Origin of the sequence: Mesorhizobium silamurunense, from assembly GCF_014843825.1 — a bacterium.
Taxonomy (GTDB): domain Bacteria; phylum Pseudomonadota; class Alphaproteobacteria; order Rhizobiales; family Rhizobiaceae; genus Mesorhizobium; species Mesorhizobium silamurunense.
The window spans coordinates 1-23,846 of record NZ_JHQR01000031.1; the positions used below are offsets into that span (position 1 = coordinate 1).

23 protein-coding genes, 1 tRNA gene and 1 pseudogene are annotated in these 23,846 nt (G+C 63.9%); 11 read left to right on the forward strand and 14 right to left on the reverse strand.

Going from position 1 to position 23,846, the window contains the following annotated elements; translation table 11 throughout:
• Positions 1 to 411 (forward strand): annotated as a pseudogene (locus DH10_RS03145) (HpcH/HpaI aldolase/citrate lyase family protein); the annotation flags it as partial.
• Positions 412 to 415: 4 nt separating this feature from the next.
• Here DH10_RS03145 and DH10_RS03150 read toward each other — a convergent pair.
• A complete protein-coding gene (locus DH10_RS03150; RefSeq protein WP_192243763.1) occupies positions 416 to 1,090 on the reverse strand; it encodes a methyltransferase family protein in 675 nt (224 codons plus the stop codon).
• A gap of 142 nt (positions 1,091 to 1,232) precedes the next feature.
• Here DH10_RS03150 and DH10_RS03155 point away from each other — a divergent pair, with 142 nt between their 5' ends.
• Positions 1,233 to 1,958, forward strand: a complete 726-nt coding sequence (locus DH10_RS03155; RefSeq protein WP_192243765.1) for a TetR/AcrR family transcriptional regulator — start codon at positions 1,233 to 1,235, stop codon at positions 1,956 to 1,958.
• Between the two features lie 48 nt (positions 1,959 to 2,006).
• Here the strand turns inward: DH10_RS03155 and DH10_RS03160 are convergent, their stop codons facing one another.
• Complete coding sequence (locus DH10_RS03160) at positions 2,007 to 2,591, reverse strand: nitroreductase family protein (RefSeq protein WP_192243767.1); 585 nt, start codon at positions 2,589 to 2,591, stop codon at positions 2,007 to 2,009.
• 162 nt (positions 2,592 to 2,753) lie between these two features.
• Between DH10_RS03160 and DH10_RS03165 the strand changes: the two genes are divergently transcribed.
• Positions 2,754 to 3,719, forward strand: coding sequence for a hypothetical protein (locus tag DH10_RS03165; protein ID WP_192243769.1), 966 nt, complete (start codon positions 2,754 to 2,756; stop codon positions 3,717 to 3,719).
• Positions 3,720 to 3,774: 55 nt separating this feature from the next.
• Here DH10_RS03165 and DH10_RS03170 read toward each other — a convergent pair whose 3' ends face one another.
• Positions 3,775 to 4,716 (reverse strand): lysophospholipid acyltransferase family protein, encoded by a 942-nt coding sequence (locus DH10_RS03170; protein WP_192243771.1) that lies wholly within the window; start codon positions 4,714 to 4,716, stop codon positions 3,775 to 3,777.
• Between the two features lie 85 nt (positions 4,717 to 4,801).
• Positions 4,802 to 6,775: a threonine--tRNA ligase gene (gene thrS, locus DH10_RS03175; RefSeq protein ID WP_192243773.1), complete on the reverse strand. Its 1,974-nt coding sequence runs from the start codon at positions 6,773 to 6,775 to the stop codon at positions 4,802 to 4,804.
• Between the two features lie 228 nt (positions 6,776 to 7,003).
• Here thrS and DH10_RS03180 point away from each other — a divergent pair, with 228 nt between their 5' ends.
• The gene (locus tag DH10_RS03180) at positions 7,004 to 7,849 is read left to right on the forward strand and encodes an SAM-dependent methyltransferase (protein ID WP_246811479.1); all 846 of its coding nucleotides are present in this window, start codon (positions 7,004 to 7,006) and stop codon (positions 7,847 to 7,849) included.
• A gap of 6 nt (positions 7,850 to 7,855) precedes the next feature.
• On the opposite strand, the gene blaOXA is transcribed toward DH10_RS03180, so the two are convergent.
• The 4 genes from blaOXA to DH10_RS03200 form a co-directional block, all read right to left on the reverse strand.
• Positions 7,856 to 8,665: a class D beta-lactamase gene (blaOXA, locus tag DH10_RS03185; RefSeq protein WP_192243777.1), complete on the reverse strand. Its 810-nt coding sequence runs from the start codon at positions 8,663 to 8,665 to the stop codon at positions 7,856 to 7,858.
• Positions 8,666 to 8,808: 143 nt separating this feature from the next.
• On the reverse strand, positions 8,809 to 9,015 hold the full coding sequence (locus DH10_RS03190; RefSeq protein ID WP_192243779.1) for a hypothetical protein: 207 nt from the start codon (positions 9,013 to 9,015) through the stop codon (positions 8,809 to 8,811).
• Between the two features lie 95 nt (positions 9,016 to 9,110).
• Positions 9,111 to 9,485, reverse strand: a complete 375-nt coding sequence (gene yidD / locus DH10_RS03195; protein WP_192243781.1) for a membrane protein insertion efficiency factor YidD — start codon at positions 9,483 to 9,485, stop codon at positions 9,111 to 9,113.
• Positions 9,486 to 9,561: 76 nt separating this feature from the next.
• Complete coding sequence (locus tag DH10_RS03200; protein ID WP_192243784.1) at positions 9,562 to 9,723, reverse strand: hypothetical protein; 162 nt, start codon at positions 9,721 to 9,723, stop codon at positions 9,562 to 9,564.
• A 93-nt stretch (positions 9,724 to 9,816) separates the two neighbouring features.
• Here DH10_RS03200 and DH10_RS03205 point away from each other — a divergent pair, with 93 nt between their 5' ends.
• Complete coding sequence (locus tag DH10_RS03205) at positions 9,817 to 10,722, forward strand: LysR substrate-binding domain-containing protein (protein ID WP_192243786.1); 906 nt, start codon at positions 9,817 to 9,819, stop codon at positions 10,720 to 10,722.
• Between the two features lie 68 nt (positions 10,723 to 10,790).
• Here DH10_RS03205 and DH10_RS03210 read toward each other — a convergent pair whose 3' ends face one another.
• The gene (locus DH10_RS03210) at positions 10,791 to 11,237 is read right to left on the reverse strand and encodes an iron-sulfur cluster assembly scaffold protein (RefSeq protein WP_192243788.1); all 447 of its coding nucleotides are present in this window, start codon (positions 11,235 to 11,237) and stop codon (positions 10,791 to 10,793) included.
• A 238-nt stretch (positions 11,238 to 11,475) separates the two neighbouring features.
• Between DH10_RS03210 and folE the strand changes: the two genes are divergently transcribed.
• The 3 genes from folE to DH10_RS03225 all read left to right on the forward strand — a co-directional run bounded on the left by folE (position 11,476) and on the right by DH10_RS03225 (position 13,783).
• Positions 11,476 to 12,102 carry a GTP cyclohydrolase I FolE gene (folE, locus tag DH10_RS03215; RefSeq protein ID WP_192243790.1) on the forward strand — a complete coding sequence of 209 codons (627 nt, stop codon included), beginning with the start codon at positions 11,476 to 11,478 and terminating at the stop codon, positions 12,100 to 12,102.
• 166 nt (positions 12,103 to 12,268) lie between these two features.
• Complete coding sequence (hisI, locus tag DH10_RS03220; RefSeq protein ID WP_192243792.1) at positions 12,269 to 12,727, forward strand: phosphoribosyl-AMP cyclohydrolase; 459 nt, start codon at positions 12,269 to 12,271, stop codon at positions 12,725 to 12,727.
• Between the two features lie 84 nt (positions 12,728 to 12,811).
• Positions 12,812 to 13,783: a patatin family protein gene (locus DH10_RS03225; protein ID WP_192243795.1), complete on the forward strand. Its 972-nt coding sequence runs from the start codon at positions 12,812 to 12,814 to the stop codon at positions 13,781 to 13,783.
• 11 nt (positions 13,784 to 13,794) lie between these two features.
• Here DH10_RS03225 and recJ read toward each other — a convergent pair whose 3' ends face one another.
• The 5 genes from recJ to DH10_RS03250 all read right to left on the reverse strand — a co-directional run bounded on the left by recJ (position 13,795) and on the right by DH10_RS03250 (position 19,885).
• A complete protein-coding gene (gene recJ, locus DH10_RS03230; protein ID WP_192243797.1) occupies positions 13,795 to 15,579 on the reverse strand; it encodes a single-stranded-DNA-specific exonuclease RecJ in 1,785 nt (594 codons plus the stop codon).
• A 139-nt stretch (positions 15,580 to 15,718) separates the two neighbouring features.
• Complete coding sequence (gene glpX / locus DH10_RS03235) at positions 15,719 to 16,702, reverse strand: class II fructose-bisphosphatase (RefSeq protein ID WP_192243799.1); 984 nt, start codon at positions 16,700 to 16,702, stop codon at positions 15,719 to 15,721.
• Positions 16,703 to 16,850: 148 nt separating this feature from the next.
• On the reverse strand, positions 16,851 to 18,164 hold the full coding sequence (locus DH10_RS03240) for a homoserine dehydrogenase (RefSeq protein ID WP_192243801.1): 1,314 nt from the start codon (positions 18,162 to 18,164) through the stop codon (positions 16,851 to 16,853).
• A 47-nt stretch (positions 18,165 to 18,211) separates the two neighbouring features.
• Complete coding sequence (locus DH10_RS03245; RefSeq protein ID WP_192243803.1) at positions 18,212 to 19,429, reverse strand: LL-diaminopimelate aminotransferase; 1,218 nt, start codon at positions 19,427 to 19,429, stop codon at positions 18,212 to 18,214.
• A 48-nt stretch (positions 19,430 to 19,477) separates the two neighbouring features.
• The gene (locus DH10_RS03250) at positions 19,478 to 19,885 is read right to left on the reverse strand and encodes a hypothetical protein (protein WP_192243805.1); all 408 of its coding nucleotides are present in this window, start codon (positions 19,883 to 19,885) and stop codon (positions 19,478 to 19,480) included.
• A gap of 97 nt (positions 19,886 to 19,982) precedes the next feature.
• Between DH10_RS03250 and phaC the strand changes: the two genes are divergently transcribed.
• From phaC to DH10_RS03265, 3 genes are all read left to right on the forward strand, one after another.
• Positions 19,983 to 21,818: a class I poly(R)-hydroxyalkanoic acid synthase gene (gene phaC / locus DH10_RS03255; protein ID WP_192243807.1), complete on the forward strand. Its 1,836-nt coding sequence runs from the start codon at positions 19,983 to 19,985 to the stop codon at positions 21,816 to 21,818.
• A 200-nt stretch (positions 21,819 to 22,018) separates the two neighbouring features.
• Positions 22,019 to 23,308 (forward strand): YcbK family protein, encoded by a 1,290-nt coding sequence (locus DH10_RS03260; protein ID WP_192243809.1) that lies wholly within the window; start codon positions 22,019 to 22,021, stop codon positions 23,306 to 23,308.
• 425 nt (positions 23,309 to 23,733) lie between these two features.
• Positions 23,734 to 23,808 (forward strand) — tRNA-Glu (locus DH10_RS03265).
• Positions 23,809 to 23,846 lie beyond the last annotated feature (38 nt).

Sequence of the window (23,846 nt, forward strand, 5' to 3'; positions counted from 1 at the left end):
GATCGGCGCGCGTTCGGCGCGCGACGAGAGCGGCCGCTACACCGACGTCTTCCGCCTGGCGCGCGCCATGACCATCCTGGCGGCGGGGGGGGGGGGGGGCGCCTCGCCGCGATCGACACGGTGTTTCCGGATTTCCGCGACATGGCGGCTTTCGAGGCCGAATGCAGGGAGGCCGAACGCGACGGCTTCACCGGCAAGATGGCGATCCATCCGGCGCAGGTCCCGGTCATCAACGCCGCCTTCACGCCGTCGGCCGAGGCAGTCGAGCGATCGCAGGCGATCGTCAACGCTTTCGCGGCGGCGGGAAATCCCGGCGTCGTCGGCATCGACGGCAAGATGTATGACCGGCCGCATCTGCGGCTCGCCCAACGGCTGCTGGCACGTGCCAAAGCGGCGGGGATTTCCGCCTGAACCGCTACCAGACCATCGGGATAAGCCGGTAGCGGACGTTCGCCGCATAGTCGTCATAGCCGCGCAGGCCGGCTCGCAGCGTTTTTTCTTCGATGAAGGTGCGAATGGCGAGCAGAACGATGAAGGCGACGACCGACAGAAGTCCCCACCAGGAGCCGAGCAGCAACGCCGTGCCGGCGAAAAACAGGATGGCGCCGGCATACATCGGATGTCGGACATAGCTGTAAGGGGCGGTGGTGATCACCTTCTGGCCGCGCTCGTCCTGGATCTTCACGACAGGCGCCGCAAAGCTGTTCTCCATCATCGTCAGGTAGCAGATCCAGATTCCGAGCAGCAGGACGATCGCGCCGACCGCCTGAACCCAGGCCGGAACCGCCGACCAAGCGTAGCGGAAGTCGAGACCCATCAGGATCTGCCAGGCAAAGATGGCGATGAGCAGTATGGAGAGCAGGATCTTGTCGGCAGCGGTCTGGTTCTTCTGGATCGGTGGGCTGAGCCGCTCATTCATAAGCCCCGGATCGCGCCGGGCCAGCGCGACACCCAGGGTGAGGCTGAGCCCTACCATCAGCACGAGATAGACCCAGGCTCCCGGCCAATGCAGCGTTCCGGCGGACACGAAAAGCAGCGCGCCCATGAAGCCGAACCACAGGAATGTCTGGACAACCAATTTCGCGACCATGACCCATCCTTCCGTGACATGCCCCGCCGCTATTGGTCAAAAACCGACCATTGGTCTATTATACCGACCAATGGTCTATTGCTCAAGCGGTGATCTGTCGGCATCTGGACGGGAACGGCCGCTGCGTGCAGAAGGTTTCGCCATGCCCCGTATCGTCAAGCACCCGGAACTCAGGCGAGAAGAACTGCTCGACCATGCCCAGGCCCTGTTCCTGACGCATGGCTACGACAAGGCGAGCCTCAATGACGTGATTGCCGCTGCCGGCATCTCGAAGGGCGCTTTCTACCACTACTTTCCTTCCAAGGAGGCGCTGTTGGAAGCGTTGGCGGAGCGCTTTGCGAAACAGGCGCTCGCCGGCGTTGAGGACATTGTCGCCGATCCGGCCCTCGACCCGCTGGGTCGACTGAATGCGCTCCTGGCAAAATCACGGCAGGCCAAGATCGAAACCGCGGCGGAAGCCTGGGCGCTGTTCGAAACGCTGTTCCGGCCGGAAAACCTGGTGCTGTTCCATCGCATCAATCTGGCGGCCAGCGCGTCGTTTTCGCCTGTGCTGGTCGAAACCATCCGGCAAGGCCTCGAGGATGGCACGTTTCGCACATTCGACCCGGAAGGCGTCGCCGACATCGTCATGCAATTCGGGATGGCCACGCACGACGTCATCGCCAAGGCCTTCGCCAGCGGCAGCGATGCCGACATGGAGATCGCTATTGAAGCCCTCGAGAAGCGTGTCAGGCTCTACGAGACCGCCCTCGACCGCATTCTCGGGCTTCCCGACGGCAGCATCCGGATCGGCGAGCCTGGCTATGTGCGCGCTGTCATGACGGCGCGCCGCTCCAACCCTTCCGTCATCGCGGTCGCGCCGCCCTAGAAGGATCGCGAACCAGGCCGCGCCCCTTTGCGGCGCCTCTAGATTGCTTCATCCCGCCCAAGGTCCCGTGTAATCGGCGTAAAGCTTCGCCGGATCGGGCCGCGGCCGCTCGGGTGCCGGCCCCTGGTATGAGCCGATATGGACGAAGCCGATGACGCGCTCCTGCGGCGACAGCCCAAGGATCGCCCTGCCCTCCGCAACGTCGGAATACCAGTTGCTGATCATGTTGGTGCCATAGCCCAGCGCGTTGGCAGCGATCATCAGATTCATAGCCGCCATGCCGCCCGACAGGAACATCTCCCATTGTGGGATCTTCGGGTTCTCCCTCGGCACCGACACGACGCCGATCACCAGCGGCGCGCGCGAGAAGCGCGCCAGCTCCTGGTTGCGCCGCCCCTCGGGCAGCGGCCCCTCGCGCTGCTCGGCAAGAGCCGCGAGCTTCCTGCCGATCGCGACCCGCGCTTCGCCGCGGTAGAGGATGAACCGCCAGGGCTCGAGCCGGCCATGGTCCGGCACTCGCGAGGCAGCGGCGATCATCGTGGCGATCTCCGCGTCGCTCGGCGCCGGTTCCTTGAGGTCGGGTATAGGCGCGGAATTGCGGGTCAGCAGGAAGTCGATGATCGGCGACGCCATGGGCGCAAGTCTCCTAAGCATTCAATTTTGAGCTGAAGCGCGCCATCGGGAGGTCGGGCGGCTCGGGCAATGGCGCGGAAAGCACCGGATAAAGAGCGCTGAGGCAACGCGGCGCGCTCTTGAGCCTTGAAATTGCCACCGCCTTGGGCTTCAACGCAAGGCATGTTTGAGGGGACTCTGCGCCTTTTCGTGGTTGGGCTGGTCGCCGCGCTGTTCGCGGTGCCGGTTTCCTTCGCGCTGGCCCAGAACGCCAACGATGTCGGCGACATCAAGCTCCCTGGCATTTCGAGCTATGCGACGCCGAAGAGCGAAAGGTCGCTGGCGATCGGCAGCGGCGGCGCCATCACCCTTTCTGCGCAACTGACAGACAAGGGCACCGACATCACCCGCGGTATCGTCTGGCGCGTGTTCAAGCCCGAGCCCACCAGCGACGGCAAGCTGCCGATGGTCGCGTCCGCGCATGGCGGCACGGCGGTGTTCCAACTCGACCCCGGCAGCTATCTTGTCCATGCCTCCTATGGCCGCGCCGGCGCCACCAAGCGCATCACCGTTGGCAAGGACGCCAAGCGCGAGAGCCTCGTCCTCGATGCCGGCGGCTTGAAGCTCGACGCGGTGACGTCGGGCGGCGCGCATATCCCGCCGAAGAAGCTCCGCTTCTCGATCTATGAAAGCCAGGCCGAGCCCAATGGAGACCGCGCTCTGATCGCCCCCGATGTCGAGCCGAACACGGTGGTGAGGCTGAATGCGGGCACTTACCACGTCGTCTCCACTTACGGCGCGGTCAACGCCGTGATCCGCTCCGACATCCGCGTCGAGGCCGGCAAGCTGACCGAGGCCACCGTCGAGCACCGCGCGGCCGAGATGACGATGAAGCTGGTGCGCGAGCCTGGCGGCGAAGCCATCGCCGACACCTCCTGGTCGCTGCTCAACGAATCCGGCGATCCGATCAAGGAAGCCGTCGGCGCCTTCGCCTCGATGGTGCTGGCTGAGGGCCAATACACCATCATCGCCAAGAACCGCGATCGCATCTACCAGAAGGATTTCACGGTGGTGGCCGGCCAGAACCAGGAGATCGAGGTCGTGGCCAACGAATCGTCCGCTATCGATCCGGAGGAAGGCGCCGACTGAGGCAATTCCAGGAAAAGTGCCAGCGATTTTCCGTCCGGAACTGCCAAAAATAGCGTCAAGCGGCCTTGCGCATCCGCCTGGGGAGAAACGGCACACGCCCACGCGGCGCAGACGGCGGCGTGAGATCGAAGACGCTGCGATAGAGCCGGTCGAGCAGCGCCTTGCGGTCGCGCAGTGGCTCAAGTTCGTCCCACCTCAGCACCTCGCCGATGCGCACCTCGATCGCCCTGCCGGACAGCCGGGCGAACTCGCGGATGAGCAACGACGTGCGCAGCGTCAGCGACGCCTTGCCGACGAATTTCGCCACGCGGTTGTCGCGCTCGGCCATGTTCATCGGACCGCTGACGAGATGGAACAGGCGGCCGTTCTGGCCGGAGAAATGCATCGGGATAACCGAGGCCCTGGCCTCCTGGATGAGCTTGGCCGGGAACATCTTCCACGGCAGGTCGATAGCGCAGCCGACCCCCTTTGGCGCCGTCGCGACGCCTCCGGCCGGGAAGACGACAATGGTGACGTCTTCCTTCAACAGCCGCACCGCCTCATGGCGCACCGCCATGTTGTTTTTCAGCGCGTCCTTGGTCTCGGAAAAATCGATCGGCAGCGAATAGGGCTCCATCTCGCGGATCCTGAGCAGATCCTTGTGAATCATGACCCGGAACGGACGGCCGAGCTGCTCAACGAGAGACAGCACGGCAATGCCGTCGCCGATGCCGAACGGATGGTTGGCGACGATCACCAGCGGCGTGTCCGGCAAACTCGCCGGCGGCCAATGGCCGGCGTTGCGCACCTTGACGTCGATCAGCTCCAGCATGCGGCTGAACACGCGTTCGCCGGTTGGAGCAACCTGGCGCCGCCAGAAATCATAGAGCGCGGCAAAGCGGTCGCGGCCCGACAGGCCCTCGACGGAATGGATGAACCACCGCGTCAGCGCCGGCTGATGCTGGTTGGCGTAGGAGAGCTCGGGAAACGGCCTTTCCCGCAGTTTCAGCTTGAGCATGGCGGCTCGTTACAGGGTTGGCGTGACAGGCATGTGAAAATGGCGGTGGATCGCTCCACCGCCATCGCACGGAGTACGGGAAAACTCAGGCCGCGCGGCGCTTGCGATCCGGCGAGACCGCCTCGTCGGCCAGCAATTTCACCGCATCGGCGAGCTTTAGCGATTCCTGGTCGCGGGAGCCGAGCCGGCGGATGTTGACGGTTTCCTCTTCCGCCTCCCGCTTGCCGCAGACGAGAATGACCGGAACCTTGGCCAGCGAATGCTCGCGCACCTTGTAGTTGATCTTCTCGTTGCGCAGATCGGCTTCGGCCAGCAGGCCCGCGGCCTTCAGCCGCTCGACAACCTTCCTCGCGTAGTCATCGGCATCGGAGGTGATCGTCGCCACCACCACCTGCAGCGGCGCGAACCACAGCGGAAAGTGGCCGGAGTAGTTCTCGATCAGGATGCCGAGGAAGCGCTCCATCGAGCCGCACACCGCGCGGTGCACCATGACCGGCTGCTTCTTCTCCGAATCCGAGCCGATATAGAAGGCGCCGAAACGCTCCGGCAGGTTGAAATCGACCTGCGTGGTGCCGCACTGCCATTCGCGGCCGATGGCATCCTTCAGCACATATTCGAACTTCGGCCCGTAGAAGGCGCCCTCGCCCGGATTGATCGAGATCTTGATGCGGTTGCCGGAGCGCGTGCGGATCGTCTCCAGCACATTGCTCATGATCGCCTCGGCATGGTCCCAGGCCTCGTCGGTGCCGACGCGCTTGTCTGGTCGCGTCGACAGCTTCACGGCGACCTCATCGAAGCCGAAATCGGCATAGGTCGACAGGATCAGGTCGTTGATGCGCAGGCATTCCGCGGCGAGCTGCTCCTCGGTGCAGAAGACATGCGCGTCGTCCTGCGTGAAGCCGCGCACGCGCATCAGCCCGTGTAGCGCGCCCGATGGCTCGTAGCGATGCACATTGCCGAACTCCGCAAGCTTTACGGGCAGTTCGCGATAGGACTTCAACCCATGCTTGAAGATCTGCACATGGCCGGGGCAGTTCATCGGCTTCAGCGCAAAGATACGCTCGTCGTCGGTGTCGTCGCCGGCGACCGTGACCTTGAACATGGAGTCGCGATACCAGCCCCAGTGTCCCGACGTCTCCCACAGGCTCTTGTCCAGCACCTGCGGCGCGTTGACTTCCTGGTAGCCGTGCTCGTCGAGGCGGCGGCGCATGTAGTTGACCAGGTTCTGGAACATCTTCCAGCCCTTGGCGTGCCAGAAGACGACGCCCGGCCCTTCTTCCTGGAAATGGAACAGGTCCATCTCGCGGCCGAGTTTGCGGTGGTCACGCTTTTCGGCCTCCTCGAGCAGCGTCTGATAGGCCTCGAGCTGCGCCTGGTCGGCAAAGGCCGTGCCGTAGATGCGCGTCAGCATAGGGTTGTTGGAATCGCCGCGCCAGTAGGCGCCTGCAACCTTCATCAGCTTGAAGGCATTGCCGATCTGCCCGGTCGAAGCCATGTGCGGGCCGCGGCAAAGGTCGAACCAGTCGCCCTGCGCGTAGATCTTGATGTCCTGGTCCTCAGGGATGGCGTCGATCAGCTCGACCTTGTAGCGCTCGCCCTTGTCGGCGAACACCTTCTTCGCCTTGTCGCGCGACCAGACTTCCTTGGTGAACGGCTTGTTGCGGGCAATGATCTCGCGCATCTTCTTCTCGATCGCCGGGAAATCGTCCGGCGTGAACGGCTCGTTGCGCGCGAAATCGTAGTAGAACCCGTTCTCGATCACCGGCCCGATGGTCACCTGCGTTCCCGGCCACAATTCCTGCACGGCCTCGGCCAGCACATGCGCCGCATCGTGGCGGATGAGCTCCATCGCACGCGGATCCTCGCGGGTGATGATCTCGACCTTGCCGGACTTGCCGAGCGGATCGGAAAGGTCGCGGATGGTGCCGTCGATCGCATAGGCCACGGCTTTCTTGGCCAGCGACTTCGAGATCGATTCGGCAAGACCGGCGCCGGTCACCGCCGCGTCGTATTCGCGGACGGAGCCATCGGGAAATGTCAGGGAAACGGAATTCAGCATCAGAGTTCTCCTATCCAGTCCCGCAAACGAGCGCGGGTGGTGAAATGCATGTCGCGTGCTGGAGCATGCAGAGGGTTAGCCGGAGGCACCAATCACATGGACGATGGCCAGCGGGCGCGGTTTTAGAGGCAGCGTCGCCTCAGGTAAAGAGCGGCCCGTCAGGAAATGTCTCCAGCGATGTCGCAGGCCGGTCGCGAAGGCTTGCGAACAATCCCGGGACAGTTTTGGATGACCGGAATGGAAGACGCCACACCCAGCCGAACCGCCCTTCGCGTCGCACGCTTGCGGGCGCTGCATCAGTTGTCACCGCAGGCCGCGCTGTTTCGCGATCCCTACGCGGCAGCAATTCTGGGCGAAGCCGCGCCTGGCGCGCAGGAACTCGAGCAGGAAGACGGGCATGGCCGCCGCATGCGCCTGTTCGTTGCGGCGCGCGCTCGCCTCGCCGAGGATTGGCTGGCGGCAGCGGTGCGGCGCGGTGTCCGGCAAGTCGTGGTGCTCGGCGCCGGACTTGATACATTCTCGCTGCGCAATCCATACCCGGATCTTGCGGTGTTCGAGGTCGACCACCCGGCAACGCAAGCCTGGAAGCGCCGGCTCATCGCCGGCGCCGGTCTCGCGGAGCCGCGCTGCGCCACATTTGTGCCGGTGAATTTCGAGCGCCAGCTTCTGTCGGAAGAACTGTCGTCGGCCGGTCTCAAGCCGACCGAGGCGAGTTTCTTCATTTGGCTTGGAGTGGTGGCTTATCTCACTCGGCAAGCGATCTTCGGCACGTTGTCCTACATTGCGGGCACCCCCGGCTCCGAGGTCGTCTTCGACTACAGCGAACCGGCTGAGAACCGCGATGTGGCGGGACGGGCGACGCTTGCCTTCCATGCCGCACGCGTCGCATCCATCGGCGAGCCTTGGATCAGCTTCTTTGATCCCGGCCAGCTGGCGAAATCACTCAACGAGCTCGGCTTCGACGAAATCGAGGATCTCGAGAGTGGCGCTGTCGCCGACCGTCTTGGCAGAGCCCCTGACGCTGGCCGTGGCAATTCCGGCGGGCACATCCTGCGCGCCCGCCGGAACTTTTGAACGGCTTCACTTCACCAGTTGCGGCAGATCCTTCAGGAAGGCCGCCCGCGTCGCGAGCCCCTTCGGCATGTCGCCGCGCTTGGTTTCGACAACCAGCCGGGCGAACACGATGCGGCGGCCATCCTTCTCGGCCCAGCCGACGAACCAGCCGAGCGACCGCTTGTTCTTGTCTCGCACCGTGCTGCCGGTCTTGCCTTGCACCGTCCAGCCGCCGGCCTTGAAGCTCGGGATGATCGCTTTCGTCATCTCATGCGCCTTGGCCGAGACCGGCATTTTGCCGGCAAGCAGCCGGCGCAGGAAGGCCGTTTGTTCGACCGGCGAGATTTCAAGTGAGGAATCCACCCAGGAATTGGTAAGGCCATCATTCTTGCCGGCGCTGCCTGAGACGTCCGCATTGCCGTAGCCGAATTTCGATACATAGCCGGCGAAACTTTTCGTGCCGAGCCGGCGGGTGATCTCGCGCGAATACCAGATGATGGAATCGCGTTCCCAGATCGTCGGGTCGACGGTCTTGCGGTCGCGCTTCACCGCGTTGAATTCGGGCCTGTAGTCCCAGCTCGGCGTGTGCTGGTCGCTCAGGATTGCGGAATCGTAGCCGATCAGCGCCAGAGGCACCTTGAAGGTGGATGCCGGACTGACGCGCTGGTCGCAGACGCCGTCCTGATAGAGCGTCGCGCCACTTGCCTGATCCTGGATCAGTGTGCAGTGGATGTCCTCGAGCGGCGCCGATTGCGCCCGCATCGGCAGGCCGAGCATCCAGGCCAGAAGGAACAGAATAACGGCAATAAAGAACGGGTAGCGGTCCATCTGGCGCATCGAAGCTCACTCCTGAAAGGGATTACGGGAGCGGCTTAGCGAGGCGTCTTGTCTCGATTTTGTTTCAAATTCGCAGTGTTTGTGCAGGCTGGCGTTAACCCTACCAGACCGTTAAAACCCGAGCCGATTTCGATGCACCGGGGCTACAGGACGACCGGTTTTCGGGCGGGTCTGCGTATCTGAGGATCGGGCTTGGTGGTGGCCGTCGGCTCCGCAGCACTGAAGGCAGGATTTTCAGTCATCGTCTTCGGCACACCGCGTGGCGGCGACGCAAGCCCGAGGAACTCCGGAAGCAGTCCATCACCTCGTTTGCCGGGATGGACGTGAATGGCCAGAAACAGCGACATCATGGAAACACCTCATGTTCCGAGGCTCCAGTGTCGTTTCAGCGTGAGAGCGTCGCCACCCGTTTCCGGCCTACTGTCGGTCGAGCGGTGTTTCGCCGTCAGGTGTCCGATTCGTCGCGTTTCCTGCCGATCTGCCAGTAGCGCCACGGCATGAACCAGACATGGCGCTGGGCGAGCGTCTCCGGCACGCGATCGATGCCATGCGTCCCGAACGGCCCGCAGCGCGATACCCGGAACAGCGCCATCCACCCGCCGGCCCACAGGCCATGGCGGGCAACCGCCTCATACGCATATTCGGAACAGGTCGGCAGATGCCGGCAGCTGTTGCCGACGAAGCCGGAAAGCGTCAGCTGATAGAGGCGCACGAGCGACGTGCCGAGGACACGCCCCGGCGTCTTGCGCCAGGGTCCCTGCCAGTTGCGCCCATGCCGGACCGGCCGGACGCCATGCGCATGTCCTGAATGGTCGGCCACCCGCACTTCTCCGCAGCCAGTTTCCTTGTGCGATAGATGTGGACTTTGAGCCGGGAACGCAACGGCCTTTTGCCTCTCATGGCCTGGATCGGTGGATGGGATGCCTGTCAGTCCACGGTAAATGGTGCGGGGAAACATCGGGGCGGTCATGGCAACAGCGGCTGCGCAAGGCTTCGCCATGCCACTGAAAGGTGGCGATCCGCATCACGTCGTTCAGGATGGCCAGGAACTGGTTCATGGCAGTGCTCCTTTGAGCACCGATTAGACTGCCGCTGGCCTTGGCTCTCAAACGAGTATAATTTCCGCGTCGGATAACTTTAGGTTATGCGATATGAAACGTAGTCGGCTGCCGCTGACGGCGCTCAGAAGTTTCGAAACGGCCGGTCGGCACTTGAGCTTCAGCCGCGCGGCGGAGGAGCTCTACGTTTCGCAGGCCGCGATCAGCCGGCAGATCCGCGAGCTCGAGACCTTCCTGCGCCAGCCGCTGTTTCTCCGCCTCCATCGCCGTGTCGAACTGACGGATGCCGGCCGCCGGCTGCTCGACCAGCTGGTGAGAAGCTTCGACGACATCGACCGGCTGCTGTCGGAACTGTCGACCTCGCCAGTGCAGTCCGTGGTGCGCGTCAGCGTCGAGCCCTCGCTTGCCGCCGTATGGTTGGTGCCGCGGCTCAACCGCTTTCGCCAGTTGCGACCCGATATCGACGTTTCCCTGGACGTCGATCCGAGATTGATCGAATTCCGCAGCGATCAGCCCGAGCTTGCCTTGCGCTTCAGCGCGCACGCGACCGCGTGGCCGCGCAGCGATGCCGAGCGCCTGGCCTCGACAGTCGATTCACCCGTACTGTCGCCGGCGCTGCTGGCCTCCGGCCCTCCCCTGGAGAGGCCGATCGACCTTCGCCACTACACGCTGCTGCATGAGGAAAACCGCCAGGGCTGGGCGCGCTGGTTCGAAGCGGCCCGCGTGCCAGCCGACGCCGTGCCGGCGCGCGGCCCGATGCTAGCCGACGCATCGCTTTCGAAGCAGGCGGCACTGCTCGGCCATGGCGTGGCGCTCGGCGATCTCTTGCAGATCGGCGACGAGCTCGCATCTGGCGCACTGGTCAAGCCTTTCGACATCGACGTCGCATCCGGCGCCTACTGGCTGGTGGCGAGAAATTTGCGGGATCTTTCCGAGCCGGCCAGGGCTTTCGCCGACTGGATACGAAGCGAATTCGCCGTGACCAAGCGAGCGGCCTAAAGCATGTCTCCCGAAAGTGGGAACCGGTTTCGGGACAAAGACATGCGATGCGCTTTAGGGGCTTGCGATCAAGCCGCCTGTCCGGCGCGCTTCTTCTCGATCTGGCCGATCGCGTCGACCACCGCGTCGAAGGTCAGCATGGTCGAGGCGTGGCGCGCCTTGTAGTCGCGCACCGGCTCCAGATATTTCAAATCGGCGAAGCGTCCTTCGGGCGGCGCGCCGTTTTCCTTCAGCATCTTCAGCATGGTCTCGCGTACCGCGCGCAGCTCGTTGGCGTTCGCGCCGATCACATGATTCGCCATGATCGAGGAGGAAGCCTGGCCGAGCGCGCAGGCTTTCACGTCATGGGCGAAATCGGTCACCACATCGCCGTCCATTTTGAGGTCGACGGTGACCGTCGAGCCACACAATTTGGAGTGCGCTCTGGCGGTGGCATCGGGATGGTCGAGCCGGCCGATCCGCGCGATGTTTCCGGCGAAGCCGAGAATTTTCGCATTGTAGACATCGTCGATCATATTTTTCCAATCCGTCGCCGCCAAGCGAACAGGGTTTGCCGCTGTTGCGTCTTCCTTTCGCTCTGCACGACCATATATAATGCTGGCAGCCGGGCATCGACAAGGCAACCTCAAGCCATTGTCATTGCTCATCTGTTCACGCCGCTTTACGGGCTGGAAACCGGGCGAGTTTCACCCGAAAGGTCGTGGTCCGTTCAACTCGTCCCACCTTTGAGTGGGACTACGGGAGACGCCTTTTATGGATGCCGTCATCAAGAAACTCATGCCCCCCTCCTCCTATATGGAGAAGCCTGTCACCGACCGCCCAAGCGAGGCCGAGGTCGAAGCAGCCGTGCGCACGCTTTTGCGCTGGACGGGCGACAATCCGGATCGCGAGGGCCTTGTCGATACGCCGAAGCGCGTCACCAAGGCCTTCCGCGAGATGTTCAACGGCTACGACATGTGCCCAGCCGAGGAGCTTGGCCGTACTTTCGAGGAAGTGGCCGGCTATGACGATCTCGTCATCGTCAGGGACATAAAATTCCACTCCCATTGCGAGCACCACATGGTGCCGATCATCGGCAAGGCGCATGTCGGCTACCTGCCGGACGGCAAGGTCGTCGGCCTGTCCAAGATCGCGCGCGTTGTCGACATCTTCGCCCATCGCCTGCAGACGCAGGAAGCAATGACCGCGCAGATCGCCGGCGTCATCCAGGACGTGCTCAACCCGCGCGGCGTCGCAGTGATGATCGAGGCCGAGCATATGTGCATGGCCATGCGCGGCATCCGCAAGCAGGACTCGACAACGCTCACCTCGACCTTCACCGGCGTCTTCAAGGACACGCCCGAGGAGCAGGTGCGCTTCGTCACCATGGTGCGCAGCTGATCGTCTGCCGTCACCTGCTAAAGGCGTAGGCTCAGTCGAAAATGGTGGTTTCCGAGATCCGGAGCGGAGCGTATTGAAGTACGTGAGCGCCGGAAGCGGAAGTCGCCATTTTGCAGACTGGCCTCCCCAAACATCAGCACGTCTTTAAGTCGAACAAGGACCGGCAATGTCGGCACTGCAATTTCCCGAAGCTCCAGCAGACAAGAAGGCGCTGGAGGAAGGCACTGTCTTTTCTCCGCGCTTCGATGCCGCCGGCCTCGTGACCGTTGTCGTCACCGACGCCGGCGACGGCATGCTTTTGATGGTCGCGCATATGAATGCGGAGGCGCTGGCGCTGACGCTGGAAACCGGCATCGCGCACTATTGGTCGCGTTCGCGCAATGCGCTGTGGAAGAAGGGCGAGACCTCGGGCAACTTCCAGCGCGTCGTCGAGATGCGCACGGATTGTGACCAGGACGCGATATGGTTGAGCGTCAAAGTATTGGGCCACGACGCAACTTGTCACACAGGTAGACGTTCCTGCTTTTATCGGACGGTGGGGCTCAGCGACGGCAAGGTGGTGGTTGCCGACGATGGCAGCAAGCCGCTGTTCGATGCGGAACAGACGTATCGGAAGCCGGTGTGAACCATTCAATATTCACAAACCACTCATATTCACTATTCTCAAACATACTTGCGTTAGAAGGGATATAGGACAAGGGAGATCATGATGCTCGAATGGGCGTCATTGCGCAGCAGACCTGACGCTCAGGAGGCCAACGGCCCCGCATCGTCCGGTGGCGTGCCCGAACCGAAGTCGGCGAAGAAGACAGCCATCTCGCTGGCGCTCGGCGGCGGCTGCGCTCGCGGCTGGGCCCATATCGGTGTTTTGCGCGCGCTGGACGAAGCCGGCATCGAGGTGTCGATGATCGCCGGCACCTCGATCGGCGCGCTGGTCGGCGGCTGCTATCTCGCCGGCAAATTGGACGAGCTGGAGGAATTCGCCAGGAGCCTGACCAAGCGGCGCATCTTCGGGCTTCTCGATCTCAATCTGCGCGGCAGCGGCCTGTTCGGCGGCATGAAGCTCGACGCGCGGCTGCGCGAGCACATGGTCGGCATCCGTTTCGAGGACCTCTCGAAGCCATTCGTCGCCGTCGCTTCGGAAATCCGCACCGGCCATGAAATCTGGCTGTCGAACGGGTCTATGATCACCGCCATGCGCGCGTCCTACGCGCTGCCCGGCGTCTTCGAGCCCGTGAACTGCAACGGCCGCGTGCTGGTCGACGGCGCCCTGGTCAATCCGGTGCCGGTCTCGGTCTGCCGCGCCTATGAGCAGCCGCTCGTCGTGGCCGTCAACCTCCACTACGACCTGTTCGGACGCGCCGCGGTCATCAAGCACAGCGCGGGCGAGCTCGTCATCGAGAACGACGCGCCGCGCCCCGGCCAGGCCAATCCTCAGTACCATCCGCACCAAACACGTCTCGGCATCACCGGCGTGATGGTGGAGGCCTTCAACATCATCCAGGATCGGATTTCGCGCGCCAGGCTCGCCGGCGATCCGCCCGATATGTCGCTGCAGCCGAAGCTCAGCCATATCGGCTTGACCGAGTTCCACCGCGCCGACGAGGCGATCCGGCTCGGCTATCAGGCGACGATGGCTCAGATCAGCGAATTGACGCGGCTGCAGACGGTGCTCGCCTGATCTGCCGTAATTCAAGCAATCGCGGCATCCGTGATGCGGAATTGCACCGTCCGGTTGCCGTTCCAGTAATTGCCTGACAGAGAACCGGCGACATGCACGGTCTTGCCTCTGTTCTTGAACAGGAATTCGCCGAGCGCGGTGTCGACGGCGCGGAACGCGATCGCCTGGAGGTTGCCGCCGCTTTGCGACTGCAGGTCGGCGCGGATGTGGTTGGTGCCGATGGCCCGAGCATCGGTGAGCCTGTGGCGCGGCAGCACGAACACCGGCGCGATGTGTCCGGCGCCAAACGGGCCGGCTTTCTCCAGCGCATCGAGGAGTGCGAGCGTCGCGCCCTCGGCGGCTAAAGCGCCGTCGATCGCTAGGCTTTCCTCGCTCTGCAGCCGGAAAACGTCCGCCGCCGCGCGCTCCTCGAAGAAGGCTCGCAGCGCGCCGAGCTTGGCGCGCTCGACGGTAATGCCTGCCGCCATGCCGTGGCCGCCGCCCTTGACGATCAGTCCGGCCTCGGCCGCCTCGCGCACCAGCCGGCCGAGATCGAAACCGGAGACCGAACGCCCCGAGCCGGTGCCGATGCCATTGGCGTTGAAGGCAATGGCGAAAGCGGGACGGCGCGCATGCTCCTTGAGCCGCGAGGCCAGCAGCCCGACAATGCCGGGATGCCAGCTGTTGCTGGCGGTGACGACGATTGCCGGGCCGTTGCCGCCGGCAAGCTCCGCGTCGGCCTCGGCGCGCGCCTGCGCCAGCATCTCCATCTCCATCTGCTGCCGTTCCTGATTCAGCCGGTCGAGCGTCTCGGCAATGCTTGCGGCCTCGACGGGATCGTCGGTGGCAAGCAGCCGGCTGCCGAGCGCGGCATCGCCGATGCGCCCGCCGGCATTGATGCGCGGACCGATCAGATAGGCGAGATGGAAGGTGTTGATCGGCTCGCCGATACGCGAAACCCGCGCAAGCGCCGCCAGCCCCTCATTCTTCTGCTGGCGCGCCACCTGCAGCCCCTTGACCACGAAAGCGCGGTTGACGCCGGTGAGCGGCACCACGTCGCAAACCGTCGCCAGCGCGACGAGATCGAGCAGCGACAGAAGATCGACCGGCGCTGCGTTCGGCAGCCGCTCGCGCAGCACCTTCGCCGTCTGCACCAGGCATAGGAAGACCACACCGGCGGCGCAAAGATGTCCCTGCCCGGAAAGATCATCCTCCCGGTTCGGGTTGACCACCGCGTCCGCCGCCGGCAGCGGCCCGCCGACCTGGTGATGGTCGAGCACCACGACATCGGCGCCGGCTTGCTTGGCCGCCTCGATCGATGCGGCGCTGTTGGTGCCGCAGTCGACCGTGACGATCAGCTTCGCGCCGCGCGAGATCAACTCGCGCATGGCCTCCGGATTGGGGCCGTAGCCTTCGAAGATGCGGTCGGGGATATAGATCTCGGACGGTATCGAGAAATGCGTGAGGAAGCGCTTCAGCAGCGCTGACGAGGCCGCGCCGTCGACGTCGTAGTCGCCGAAGATCGCCACCTTCTCGCCGGCCACGATCGCGTTCGCCAGCCGTGCCGCCGCCTTCTCCATGTCGGTCAGCGAGGCCGGGTTCGGCAAAAGCTCGCGAATGGTTGGATCGAGGAAGCGCTCGGTCTGCTCGACGCTCACGCCGCGCCCCGCGAGCACGCGCGCCACGATGTCCGGCACCCCATGGCCTTGCGCGATGGCCAAAGCGGCCATGTCCTGCCGCTCGGTCAGCCGGTGTTCCCAGGAAACACCGGTCGCCGACTGCCTGACATCGAGGAAGAACCGTTTCTCGCCCGTCATGCGACGCGCCGTCTGCACATCATCGTTGCGCAGATATCAATAGGCGACGGCCAAGGCAATTCCGGGAGCGTGGGCAATTCGAGGAAAAGTGTGGAGTAGTTTTCCTCGAATTGCTGCAAAAGCGTCCAAACGGACGAAATCAAAACTTATCCAGATCCTGGTGACGCGCCTTGATCTCGCGCACCGTCCGCGAGGACGAGCGCAGCACGATGGTGTGTGTGGTGATGAAGGTGCGGCCGAACTTCACGCCGTCGAGCAGATTGCCGTCGGTGACGCCCGTCGCGGCAAACAGTACGTCGCCGCGCGCCATGTCCTGCGCCCGATAGACCCGCTTCGGATCGGAAATGCCCATCTTTTCGGCACGCGCCACCTTCTCCGGCGTGTCGAGGATCAGCCGGCCCTGCATCTGGCCGCCGGTGCAGCGCAGTGCCGCCGCGGCCAGCACCCCTTCCGGCGCGCCGCCGGTACCGAGATAGATGTCGATGCCGGTCTCTTCCGGGTCGGTGGTGTGGATGACGCCGGCGACGTCGCCGTCGCCGATCAGCCGGATCGCGGCACCCGTGGCGCGCACGGCGTCGATCAGCTTGGCGTGGCGCGGCCGGTCGAGGATGCAGGCGGTGATGTCGGACACAGCGACGCCCTTGGCGTTGGCGAGATTGGCGATGTTCTCGGCCGGCGAGGCATCGATGTCGATGATGCCTTCGGCATAGCCCGGACCGATCGCGATCTTGTCCATGTAGACGTCGGGCGCGAACAGCAGGCTGCCCTTTTCCGCAATGGCGATGACGGCGAGCGCATTGGGCAGGTTCTTGGCGCAGATCGTCGTGCCCTCGAGCGGATCGAGCGCGATGTCGACCGCCGGACCTTTGCCGGTGCCGACCTCCTCGCCGATATAGAGCATCGGCGCCTCGTCGCGCTCGCCCTCGCCGATCACCACAGTGCCCTTGATGGCGAGCCGGTTGAGCTCCTGGCGCATGGCGTCGACGGCGACCTGATCGGCGGCTTTCTCATCGCCACGACCGCGCAGCCTGGCAGCAGCGACGGCTGCCCTTTCAGTGACACGCACCACTTCCATCGTGAGGATACGGTCGAGGCCGGCTGCGATGTTCTGGGCCATGTTCATGAATAGGCATTCCTCGTTGGTACTGCACTTCGCCTCCCGCCAGAGGCGCGCTTCTTCTGGCAAAGCTCCATGACAACGGCAAGACTTGCCACGGCAATTTTTGAAATTGCAGCAATATCAATCGATTGAAGGCGGATTATGACCCGAACTATTCCGCCCGCTCGATGCGGATCACCTGCGGCTTGTCGGTCAGATGGCCGTCCCTGGTGATGCCTTCGACCGCCTTGCGCACCGCTGCCTCGGTCGTCTCATGGGTGACGAGGATCACCGTCTTTTGGGCCTCGGTTTCCGGCCCGGCCGCCTGCTGCACGATCGATTCCAGCGAAATGTCGTTGTCGGCCATCCGCTTGGCGATCGCGGCGAAGACGCCGATGCGGTCATGAACCGTCAGCCGGATGAAATAGCCGCCGGCATGGCTGCGCATCTGCGCCTTCCTGTAGGGCTTCAATTCCTTCGCCGGCCAGCCGAAGACAGGCCCGTGCTGGAAGCCTGGTCGGCTCTTGGCGATGTCGGCGATGTCGCCGACCACCGCCGAGGCCGTGGCGTTGCCGCCGGCGCCGGGGCCGGAGAGCAGCAATTCTCCCAGGATGTCGGTCTCGATCGCCACCGCATTGGTGACGCCGTGCACCTGCGCGATGACCGATGCGGTCGGCACCATGGTCGGGTGTACGCGCTGCTCGATGCCGCTGTCGGTGCGCTGGGCGACGCCGAGCAGCTTGATGCGATAGCCGAGATCGGCCGCCGCGCGGATGTCGGCCTGCGTGATATTGGAAATGCCTTCCATATAAATATCGCTGGCGGCGATCCTGGTGCCGAAGGCAAGGCTGGTCAGGATCGACAGCTTGTGCGCCGTGTCGTGGCCTTCGATGTCGAAGGTCGGGTCGGCCTCTGCATAGCCCAGCCGCTGCGCATCCTTCAGGCAGGCATCGAAGGATATACCTTCGGCCTCCATGCGGGTCAGGATGTAGTTGCAGGTGCCGTTGAGGATGCCGAAGACGCGGGTGACCTGGTTGCCGGCCATCGCCTCGCGCATCGTCTTGATGACCGGAATGCCGCCGGCCACCGCCGCCTCGTAGTTGAGCAGCACGCCCTTCTTCTCGGCGGTCTCGGCGAGCTGCACGCCATGCTTGGCCAAGAGCGCCTTGTTGGCGGTCACGACATGGCGGCCGGCCTCGAGCGCCGCCTTCACAGAAGCCCGCGCTGGCCCTTCGTCGCCGCCGATCAGCTCGACGAAGACATCGATATCGGCCTTTTCGGCCAGCTTCACCGCATCGTCGAACCACTTGGCGCCACTCAGATCGACACCGCGGTCGCGCTTCGGGTCGCGCGCCGAAACGGCTGTGACGACGATGTCGCGGCCGCACTGGCGGGTGAGCTCCGCCGCCTTTTCGTTGAGCACGCGCGCCACCGAGGCGCCCACCGTGCCGAGGCCGGCAATTCCAACACGCAACGCTTCAGCCATGTTCGGCGACGCCCCTCAAAGATTGTTCGGTGTGATGTGCGGTGAACTCAGCGGCGCGCGGTGAGCGGCACAACGTTGTTGGGCTGCTTGGCGGTCGAGGCCAGGAAACGCTTGATGTTGCGCGCCGCCTGCCGGATCCGGTGCTCGTTCTCGACCAGCGCTACGCGGACGAAATCGTCGCCGTGCTCGCCGAAGCCGATGCCCGGCGCCACCGCCACGTCGGCATGCTCGATGAGCAGCTTGGAGAATTCGAGCGAGCCGAGCTGACGGAACTGCTCCGGTATCGGCGCCCAGGCGAACATCGAGGCCGCTGGCGCTGGAATCGTCCATCCGGCGCGGCCGAAGGAATCGACCATCACGTCGCGCCGCTTGTGGTAGACCTCGCGCACCTCGGCAATGTCGGCGCCATCGCCGTTCAGCGCATGCGCCGCCGCCACCTGGATCGGCGTGAAGGCGCCGTAGTCGAGATAGGATTTGACCCGGGTCAGCGCCGCGATCAGCCGTTCGTTGCCGACCGCGAAGCCCATGCGCCAGCCGGGCATGGAGAAGGTCTTCGACATCGAGGTGAACTCGACGCAGACGTCGATCGCGCCCGGAACCTGCAACACCGAGGGCGGCGGATTGCCGTCGAAATAGATCTCGGAATAGGCAAGGTCCGACAGGATGATGATGTCGTTCTTCTTGGCGAAGGCGACCACGTCCTTGTAGAAATCGAGCGAGGCGACCAGCGCCGTCGGGTTGGACGGATAGTTGAGGATCAGCGCCAGCGGCTTCGGGATCGAGTGACGGATGCCGCGCTCGACCGCCGGGATGAAGCCGTCATCGGGCTCGACCTGCAGCGAGCGGATGACGCCGCCCGACATGATGAAGCCGAAGGCATGGATCGGATAGGTCGGATTGGGGCACAAGATGACGTCGCCCGGCGCGGTGATCGCCTGCGCCATGTTGGCGAACCCTTCCTTCGAGCCAAGCGTCGCCACCACTTGCGTGTCGGGGTTGAGCTTCACCCCGAAGCGGCGCTGATAGTAGGCGGCCTGGGCGCGGCGCAGGCCCGGAATGCCGCGTGAGGAGGAATAGCGATGCGTGCGCGGATCGCGCACCACTTCGCACAGTTTGTCGACGATGGCCTTCGGCGTCGGCAGGTCCGGATTGCCCATGCCAAGGTCGATGATGTCGGCGCCGCGCGAGCGGGCGCTGGCCTTCAGCCGGTTGACCTGCTCGAACACGTAAGGCGGAAGCCGGCGGACCTTGTGAAATTCTTCCATTTCAGTTCCAGACGATCAAAGGGGGCGCTTTCGGCGCGCGATATAGACCTAATTGCAGTTAGGGTCGAGGGCGGGATCGCATTTGCCTTCGATCTGCTTCAGCGCCTCGTCGCCATGCGTCCTGGCGAGCGTGTTGAGCGCGGCCGTATTGGGAGCCGGCTTCGCGCCGCCGCCCTTGGCAACCTGCGCCTGCTGCTTGGCCTTGAGCTCGCCGAGCTTGGCGGCGGTCTCTTCCTTGGACAGCTGCTTGGCGGCAACCTGCGGCGGAATGTTGAGGTTCGGATAGGACCCGGTGTCCTTCGGGCCCTCGGTCAATGCCATCGGCGCCGAGCTGTTCGCGCTGGTACTGGTGCAGCCGCCGGCCAGCAGCGGCGCGCACAGCATCGCGGCCGCAATGGCGATGCGGCAAATCGAACCGGCGCCGAGAAAATAAGTCCCGCCAACATTAATCGTCATATTGTTTTCCTGGCAGCCGGGTTAGAGCGTGTTGGACCCGGTCAGATATCCCATGGTAATATGTCAAGAAAACGCTCCGGGAGGAACCCCGCGAACCATGTCCAAAGCGCCCGATTCGGACAAAGCGGAAAATGGCGGACCTTCGACCGTCGAACAATATCTGGTGAAAGATCCCGAGCGTTTCGCGTTGAACATGGCGCGCATGATCGAGCAGGCCGGCAAAGCAGCTTCCGCTTGGGCCGAGCCGCGCGAAAAGGGTGAGGTGCGCGACCATGTCGCCGAGCCCGTGGTCGACATGGTCAAGACCTTCTCCAAGCTCTCGGAATACTGGCTGGCCGACCCGCAGCGGGCGCTGGAAGCGCAGACGCGGCTCTTCGCCGGCTACATGACGGTCTGGGCGAACGCCATCCAGAAGGTCAACCCGAATGCCGAAACGCCTGAGGACGCCGTCAAGCCCGAGCGCGGCGATAAGCGTTTCCAGGACCCGGAATGGGGCCGCAACGCGTTCTTCGATTTCCTGAAACAAGCCTATCTCGTCACCTCGCGCTGGGCCTCTGATCTCGTCGAGCATGCCGAGGGGCTGGACGAGCACACCCGCCACAAGGCGAGCTTCTACGTCAAGCAGGTCTCCAACGCCATCGCGCCCTCGAACTTCATCCTGACCAATCCGGAACTGTTCCGCGAGACCGTCGCCTCCAACGGCGAGAATCTGGTGCGCGGCATGAAGATGCTGGCCGAGGACATCGCCGCCGGCAGGGGCGACCTGAAGCTGCGCCAGGCCGACTACGCGCCGTTCGAGATCGGCAAGAACATCGCCACGACGCCCGGCAAGGTGATCGGCCGCAGCGACGTCGCCGAGATCATCCAATACGATCCGGCGACGGAGACGGTGCTGAGGCGCCCGCTGCTCGTCTGCCCGCCATGGATCAACAAATACTACATCCTCGACCTCAACCCGCAGAAATCCTTTATCCGCTGGGCGATCGAGCAGGGCCACACCGTCTTCGTCATCTCCTGGATCAACCCGGACGAGCGCCACGGCGCCAAGGGCTGGGAAGCCTATATCCGCGAGGGCCTGCAATATGGCCTCGACATGGTCGAGAAGGCGACCGGCGAGAAGGAAGTCAACGCCATCGGCTATTGCGTCGGCGGCACGCTGCTGGCCGCGGCGCTTGCGCTCCTGGCGCAGGAAGGCGACCACCGCATCAAGTCCGCGACCTTCTTCACCACCCAGGTCGATTTCACCTATGCCGGCGACCTGAAGGTCTTCGTCGACGAGGACCAGGTTGCCGCGGTCGAGCGCTCGATGAACGAGAAGGGCTATCTCGACGGCACCAAGATGGCGACCGCCTTCAACATGCTGCGCTCCGGCGACCTGATCTGGCCTTATGTCATCAACAACTACATGCGCGGCAAGGATCCCCTGCCCTTCGACCTTCTCTACTGGAATGCCGATTCGACGCGCATGGCGGCGGCCAACCATTCCTTCTACCTGCGCAACTGCTATCTCGAGAACAATCTCTCGCGCGGCACGATGGAGCTTGCCGGCCGCACCGTCTCGCTGGCCGACATCACGATCCCCGTCTACAACCTGGCGACGAAAGAGGACCACATCGCGCCGGCGCTCTCGGTGTTCCTCGGCTCGCAGTTTTTCGGCGGCGACGTCGAGTATGTGATGGCCGGCTCCGGCCATATCGCCGGCGTCGTCAATCCGCCGGCGGCGCATAAATATCAGTACTGGACTGGCGCCAAGCCGGTTGGAGATTTCAACACCTGGTTCGCCACCGCGCACGAGCATCCGGGCTCGTGGTGGACGCACTGGCAGCACTGGATCGAAAGCCAGGACAATATGCATGTCCCCGCCCGCAAACCCGGCAAGCGTATGAAAACCTTGGGGGATGCGCCGGGCACCTATGTCAAGGTGCGTGTGTAACGGACTGTAATGTCTGGTGAGTTGACGGGCCGCCAAAACAGGGCGAAATGGTTGCGTTAATCGTTTTCGCAGCCTCAATTCGCCTTCAGACGCAGAATAAATCCGAGGCTTGCAGATTGACGCATGTCCCGTTTCCGGTTCGGGAACAGGAGGTCGTCGCCAAAGGCACTGGAGCGCCGCGGCGATGATGAACGGACCGGATGCCGAGGGGGAATTTTATTTTGAAACCAGCAGGTTGGCGTCTCGCACGAGGGCAAAGCCGCAGCATTGCGGCAGCGCTTTTCTCCGTGCTTCTGGCCTCCTGCACCTCGACCGGCGACCCGACGATGTCGATCGTCACGCCCGCCTACAATTCAACCGCCACCGAGATGAGCGCGGCTTCCAGCGCCAAGCCCGTGGCTTCGACCGATTCGTCGCTGCAGGCAGCGTCTGCCTCCCCCGAGGCGGCATCGACCGTGATGAGCGAAGGCGACATGCCTTTGCCCGAAAAGGTCGCCTACGTGCCGGAAACACGGCCCGGGGCCGCCTTCCCCGCTGTCGCCGTGCCTGCTGATGCCGCCTCGATCGCCGGCAACACGCCGCAACCGTTGGTGCAGCCTGCGCAGACGGCCGACGAGACGAAAGCCGTCACCGAAAAGGTTGCTGCCGGCGACGCCGCCGCGGTTGCATCCAAGGCGCAGGCGACGACGCAAGCCATGAGCAATGACGTCTATGTGACGGCCGGCGAGCCGCAGCAGCAGCCTGTCGCCGCGCCGAAGAAGGGCCTGTTTGCCTCGCTGTTCAGCACAACGCCGGCTTCCGCCGCGCCGGCGCCCTTGATCAACACGCGTTCGAGCGAGCAGCCCGCCGCTCAGGCCAAGACCACGCCGCCGCCGGCAAAGCCGATCGTGACGCTCGCCTCCGCGACGCCGGGCGACAAGCCGGTGCAGCTCGCTTCCCTGGGCGACGACAGCAGCAGCCACATCACCGGCGCCGATGCCTTGCCGGGCGTGCGCCAGACGGCGCTGTTCGAGATCAAGCGCAAGTCCGGCATCGACGACGAGAGCGACGTCGACCTCAACGAGGATGAGGGCGGCGGCTCCTACCAGGTGGCGTCCGCCGCCGGCATGGCGAGGCTCGCGCCCAACGGCCTCTTGAAGCAGAACGAAAGCGTCGACGTCGCCTGCCTGAAGCCGTCGCTGGTGCGCGTGCTGAAGACGATCGAGGGCCATTTCGGCCGCAAGATGATCGTCACCTCCGGCTATCGCGACCCATCTCGCAACCGCCGCGCCAACGGCGCCAAGAACTCGCTGCACATGTATTGCGCCGCTGCCGACATCCAATTGCCGGGCGTCTCCAAATGGGAGCTGGCGAGCTATGTGCGCTCTATGCCCGGCCGCGGCGGCGTCGGCACCTACTGCCACACCGAATCGATCCACGTCGACGTCGGCCCCGAGCGCGACTGGAACTGGCGCTGCCGCCGACGCGGCGGCGGTGGCGACGACGGCTGAGTAAAGAGCAGTCGGCTGCCAACTGCCCTCATTTCGACGAACCTCGTCGCACAAACGTTCGCGATTGGGCGAAGCCTTTCGAACTTCGTCATTCTTGGGCGACGCGAAGCGGAGCGAAGGCCTAAGGATCCATCCATGACCTTGGCCGACAGATGCAGCGGAGCAGAATTCTGAGCTGGTGCAACGCCTTGACGTTACGGCATGGATTCTATGGTCTGCGTCGCTTCGGTCCTTGCTCCGCCATAGAATGACGACCGCGCGAGGCGTTCCGGCCAATCTCTAAGGATGCACGACCAGTGAGGCCGCGAACCGTGTCCTGGCTCGCCGAAAGAGCGGTTTTGCCACGCTCGAAAAAAGTTGTCGCATGTGGCTGCGGATGGGTTGCCGGTTTCGAACAACGCAATTATAAGCCGCTTCGTCTGAGCGCGCCCATCGTCTAGCGGTTAGGACACCGCCCTTTCACGGCGGTAACAGGGGTTCGATTCCCCTTGGGCGTACCAGATCCCCGTTGTACAGCCCGAAGACATAGGTAACGGTT

Bases quoted from the DNA above. Each gene is read 5' to 3' on its own strand.
- DH10_RS03260 (WP_192243809.1), top strand. From the start codon at position 22,019: ATGCCGAGGGGGAATTTTATTTTGAAACCAGCAGGTTGGCGTCTCGCA.
- DH10_RS03200 (WP_192243784.1), bottom strand. From the start codon at position 9,723: ATGAACCAGTTCCTGGCCATCCTGAACGACGTGATGCGGATCGCCACC.
- DH10_RS03225 (WP_192243795.1), top strand. From the start codon at position 12,812: ATGCTCGAATGGGCGTCATTGCGCAGCAGACCTGACGCTCAGGAGGCC.
- DH10_RS03210 (WP_192243788.1), bottom strand. From the start codon at position 11,237: ATGATCGACGATGTCTACAATGCGAAAATTCTCGGCTTCGCCGGAAAC.
- DH10_RS03245 (WP_192243803.1), bottom strand. From the start codon at position 19,429: ATGGAAGAATTTCACAAGGTCCGCCGGCTTCCGCCTTACGTGTTCGAG.
- thrS (WP_192243773.1), bottom strand. From the start codon at position 6,775: ATGCTGAATTCCGTTTCCCTGACATTTCCCGATGGCTCCGTCCGCGAA.
- DH10_RS03150 (WP_192243763.1), bottom strand. From the start codon at position 1,090: ATGGTCGCGAAATTGGTTGTCCAGACATTCCTGTGGTTCGGCTTCATG.
- recJ (WP_192243797.1), bottom strand. From the start codon at position 15,579: ATGACGGGCGAGAAACGGTTCTTCCTCGATGTCAGGCAGTCGGCGACC.
- folE (WP_192243790.1), top strand. From the start codon at position 11,476: ATGGATGCCGTCATCAAGAAACTCATGCCCCCCTCCTCCTATATGGAG.
- phaC (WP_192243807.1), top strand. From the start codon at position 19,983: ATGTCCAAAGCGCCCGATTCGGACAAAGCGGAAAATGGCGGACCTTCG.
- DH10_RS03240 (WP_192243801.1), bottom strand. From the start codon at position 18,164: ATGGCTGAAGCGTTGCGTGTTGGAATTGCCGGCCTCGGCACGGTGGGC.
- DH10_RS03155 (WP_192243765.1), top strand. From the start codon at position 1,233: ATGCCCCGTATCGTCAAGCACCCGGAACTCAGGCGAGAAGAACTGCTC.
- DH10_RS03160 (WP_192243767.1), bottom strand. From the start codon at position 2,591: ATGGCGTCGCCGATCATCGACTTCCTGCTGACCCGCAATTCCGCGCCT.
- DH10_RS03250 (WP_192243805.1), bottom strand. From the start codon at position 19,885: ATGACGATTAATGTTGGCGGGACTTATTTTCTCGGCGCCGGTTCGATT.
- DH10_RS03205 (WP_192243786.1), top strand. From the start codon at position 9,817: ATGAAACGTAGTCGGCTGCCGCTGACGGCGCTCAGAAGTTTCGAAACG.
- blaOXA (WP_192243777.1), bottom strand. From the start codon at position 8,665: ATGCGCCAGATGGACCGCTACCCGTTCTTTATTGCCGTTATTCTGTTC.
- DH10_RS03190 (WP_192243779.1), bottom strand. From the start codon at position 9,015: ATGATGTCGCTGTTTCTGGCCATTCACGTCCATCCCGGCAAACGAGGT.
- hisI (WP_192243792.1), top strand. From the start codon at position 12,269: ATGTCGGCACTGCAATTTCCCGAAGCTCCAGCAGACAAGAAGGCGCTG.
- DH10_RS03170 (WP_192243771.1), bottom strand. From the start codon at position 4,716: ATGCTCAAGCTGAAACTGCGGGAAAGGCCGTTTCCCGAGCTCTCCTAC.
- glpX (WP_192243799.1), bottom strand. From the start codon at position 16,702: ATGAACATGGCCCAGAACATCGCAGCCGGCCTCGACCGTATCCTCACG.
- DH10_RS03165 (WP_192243769.1), top strand. From the start codon at position 2,754: ATGTTTGAGGGGACTCTGCGCCTTTTCGTGGTTGGGCTGGTCGCCGCG.
- DH10_RS03180 (WP_246811479.1), top strand. From the start codon at position 7,004: ATGACCGGAATGGAAGACGCCACACCCAGCCGAACCGCCCTTCGCGTC.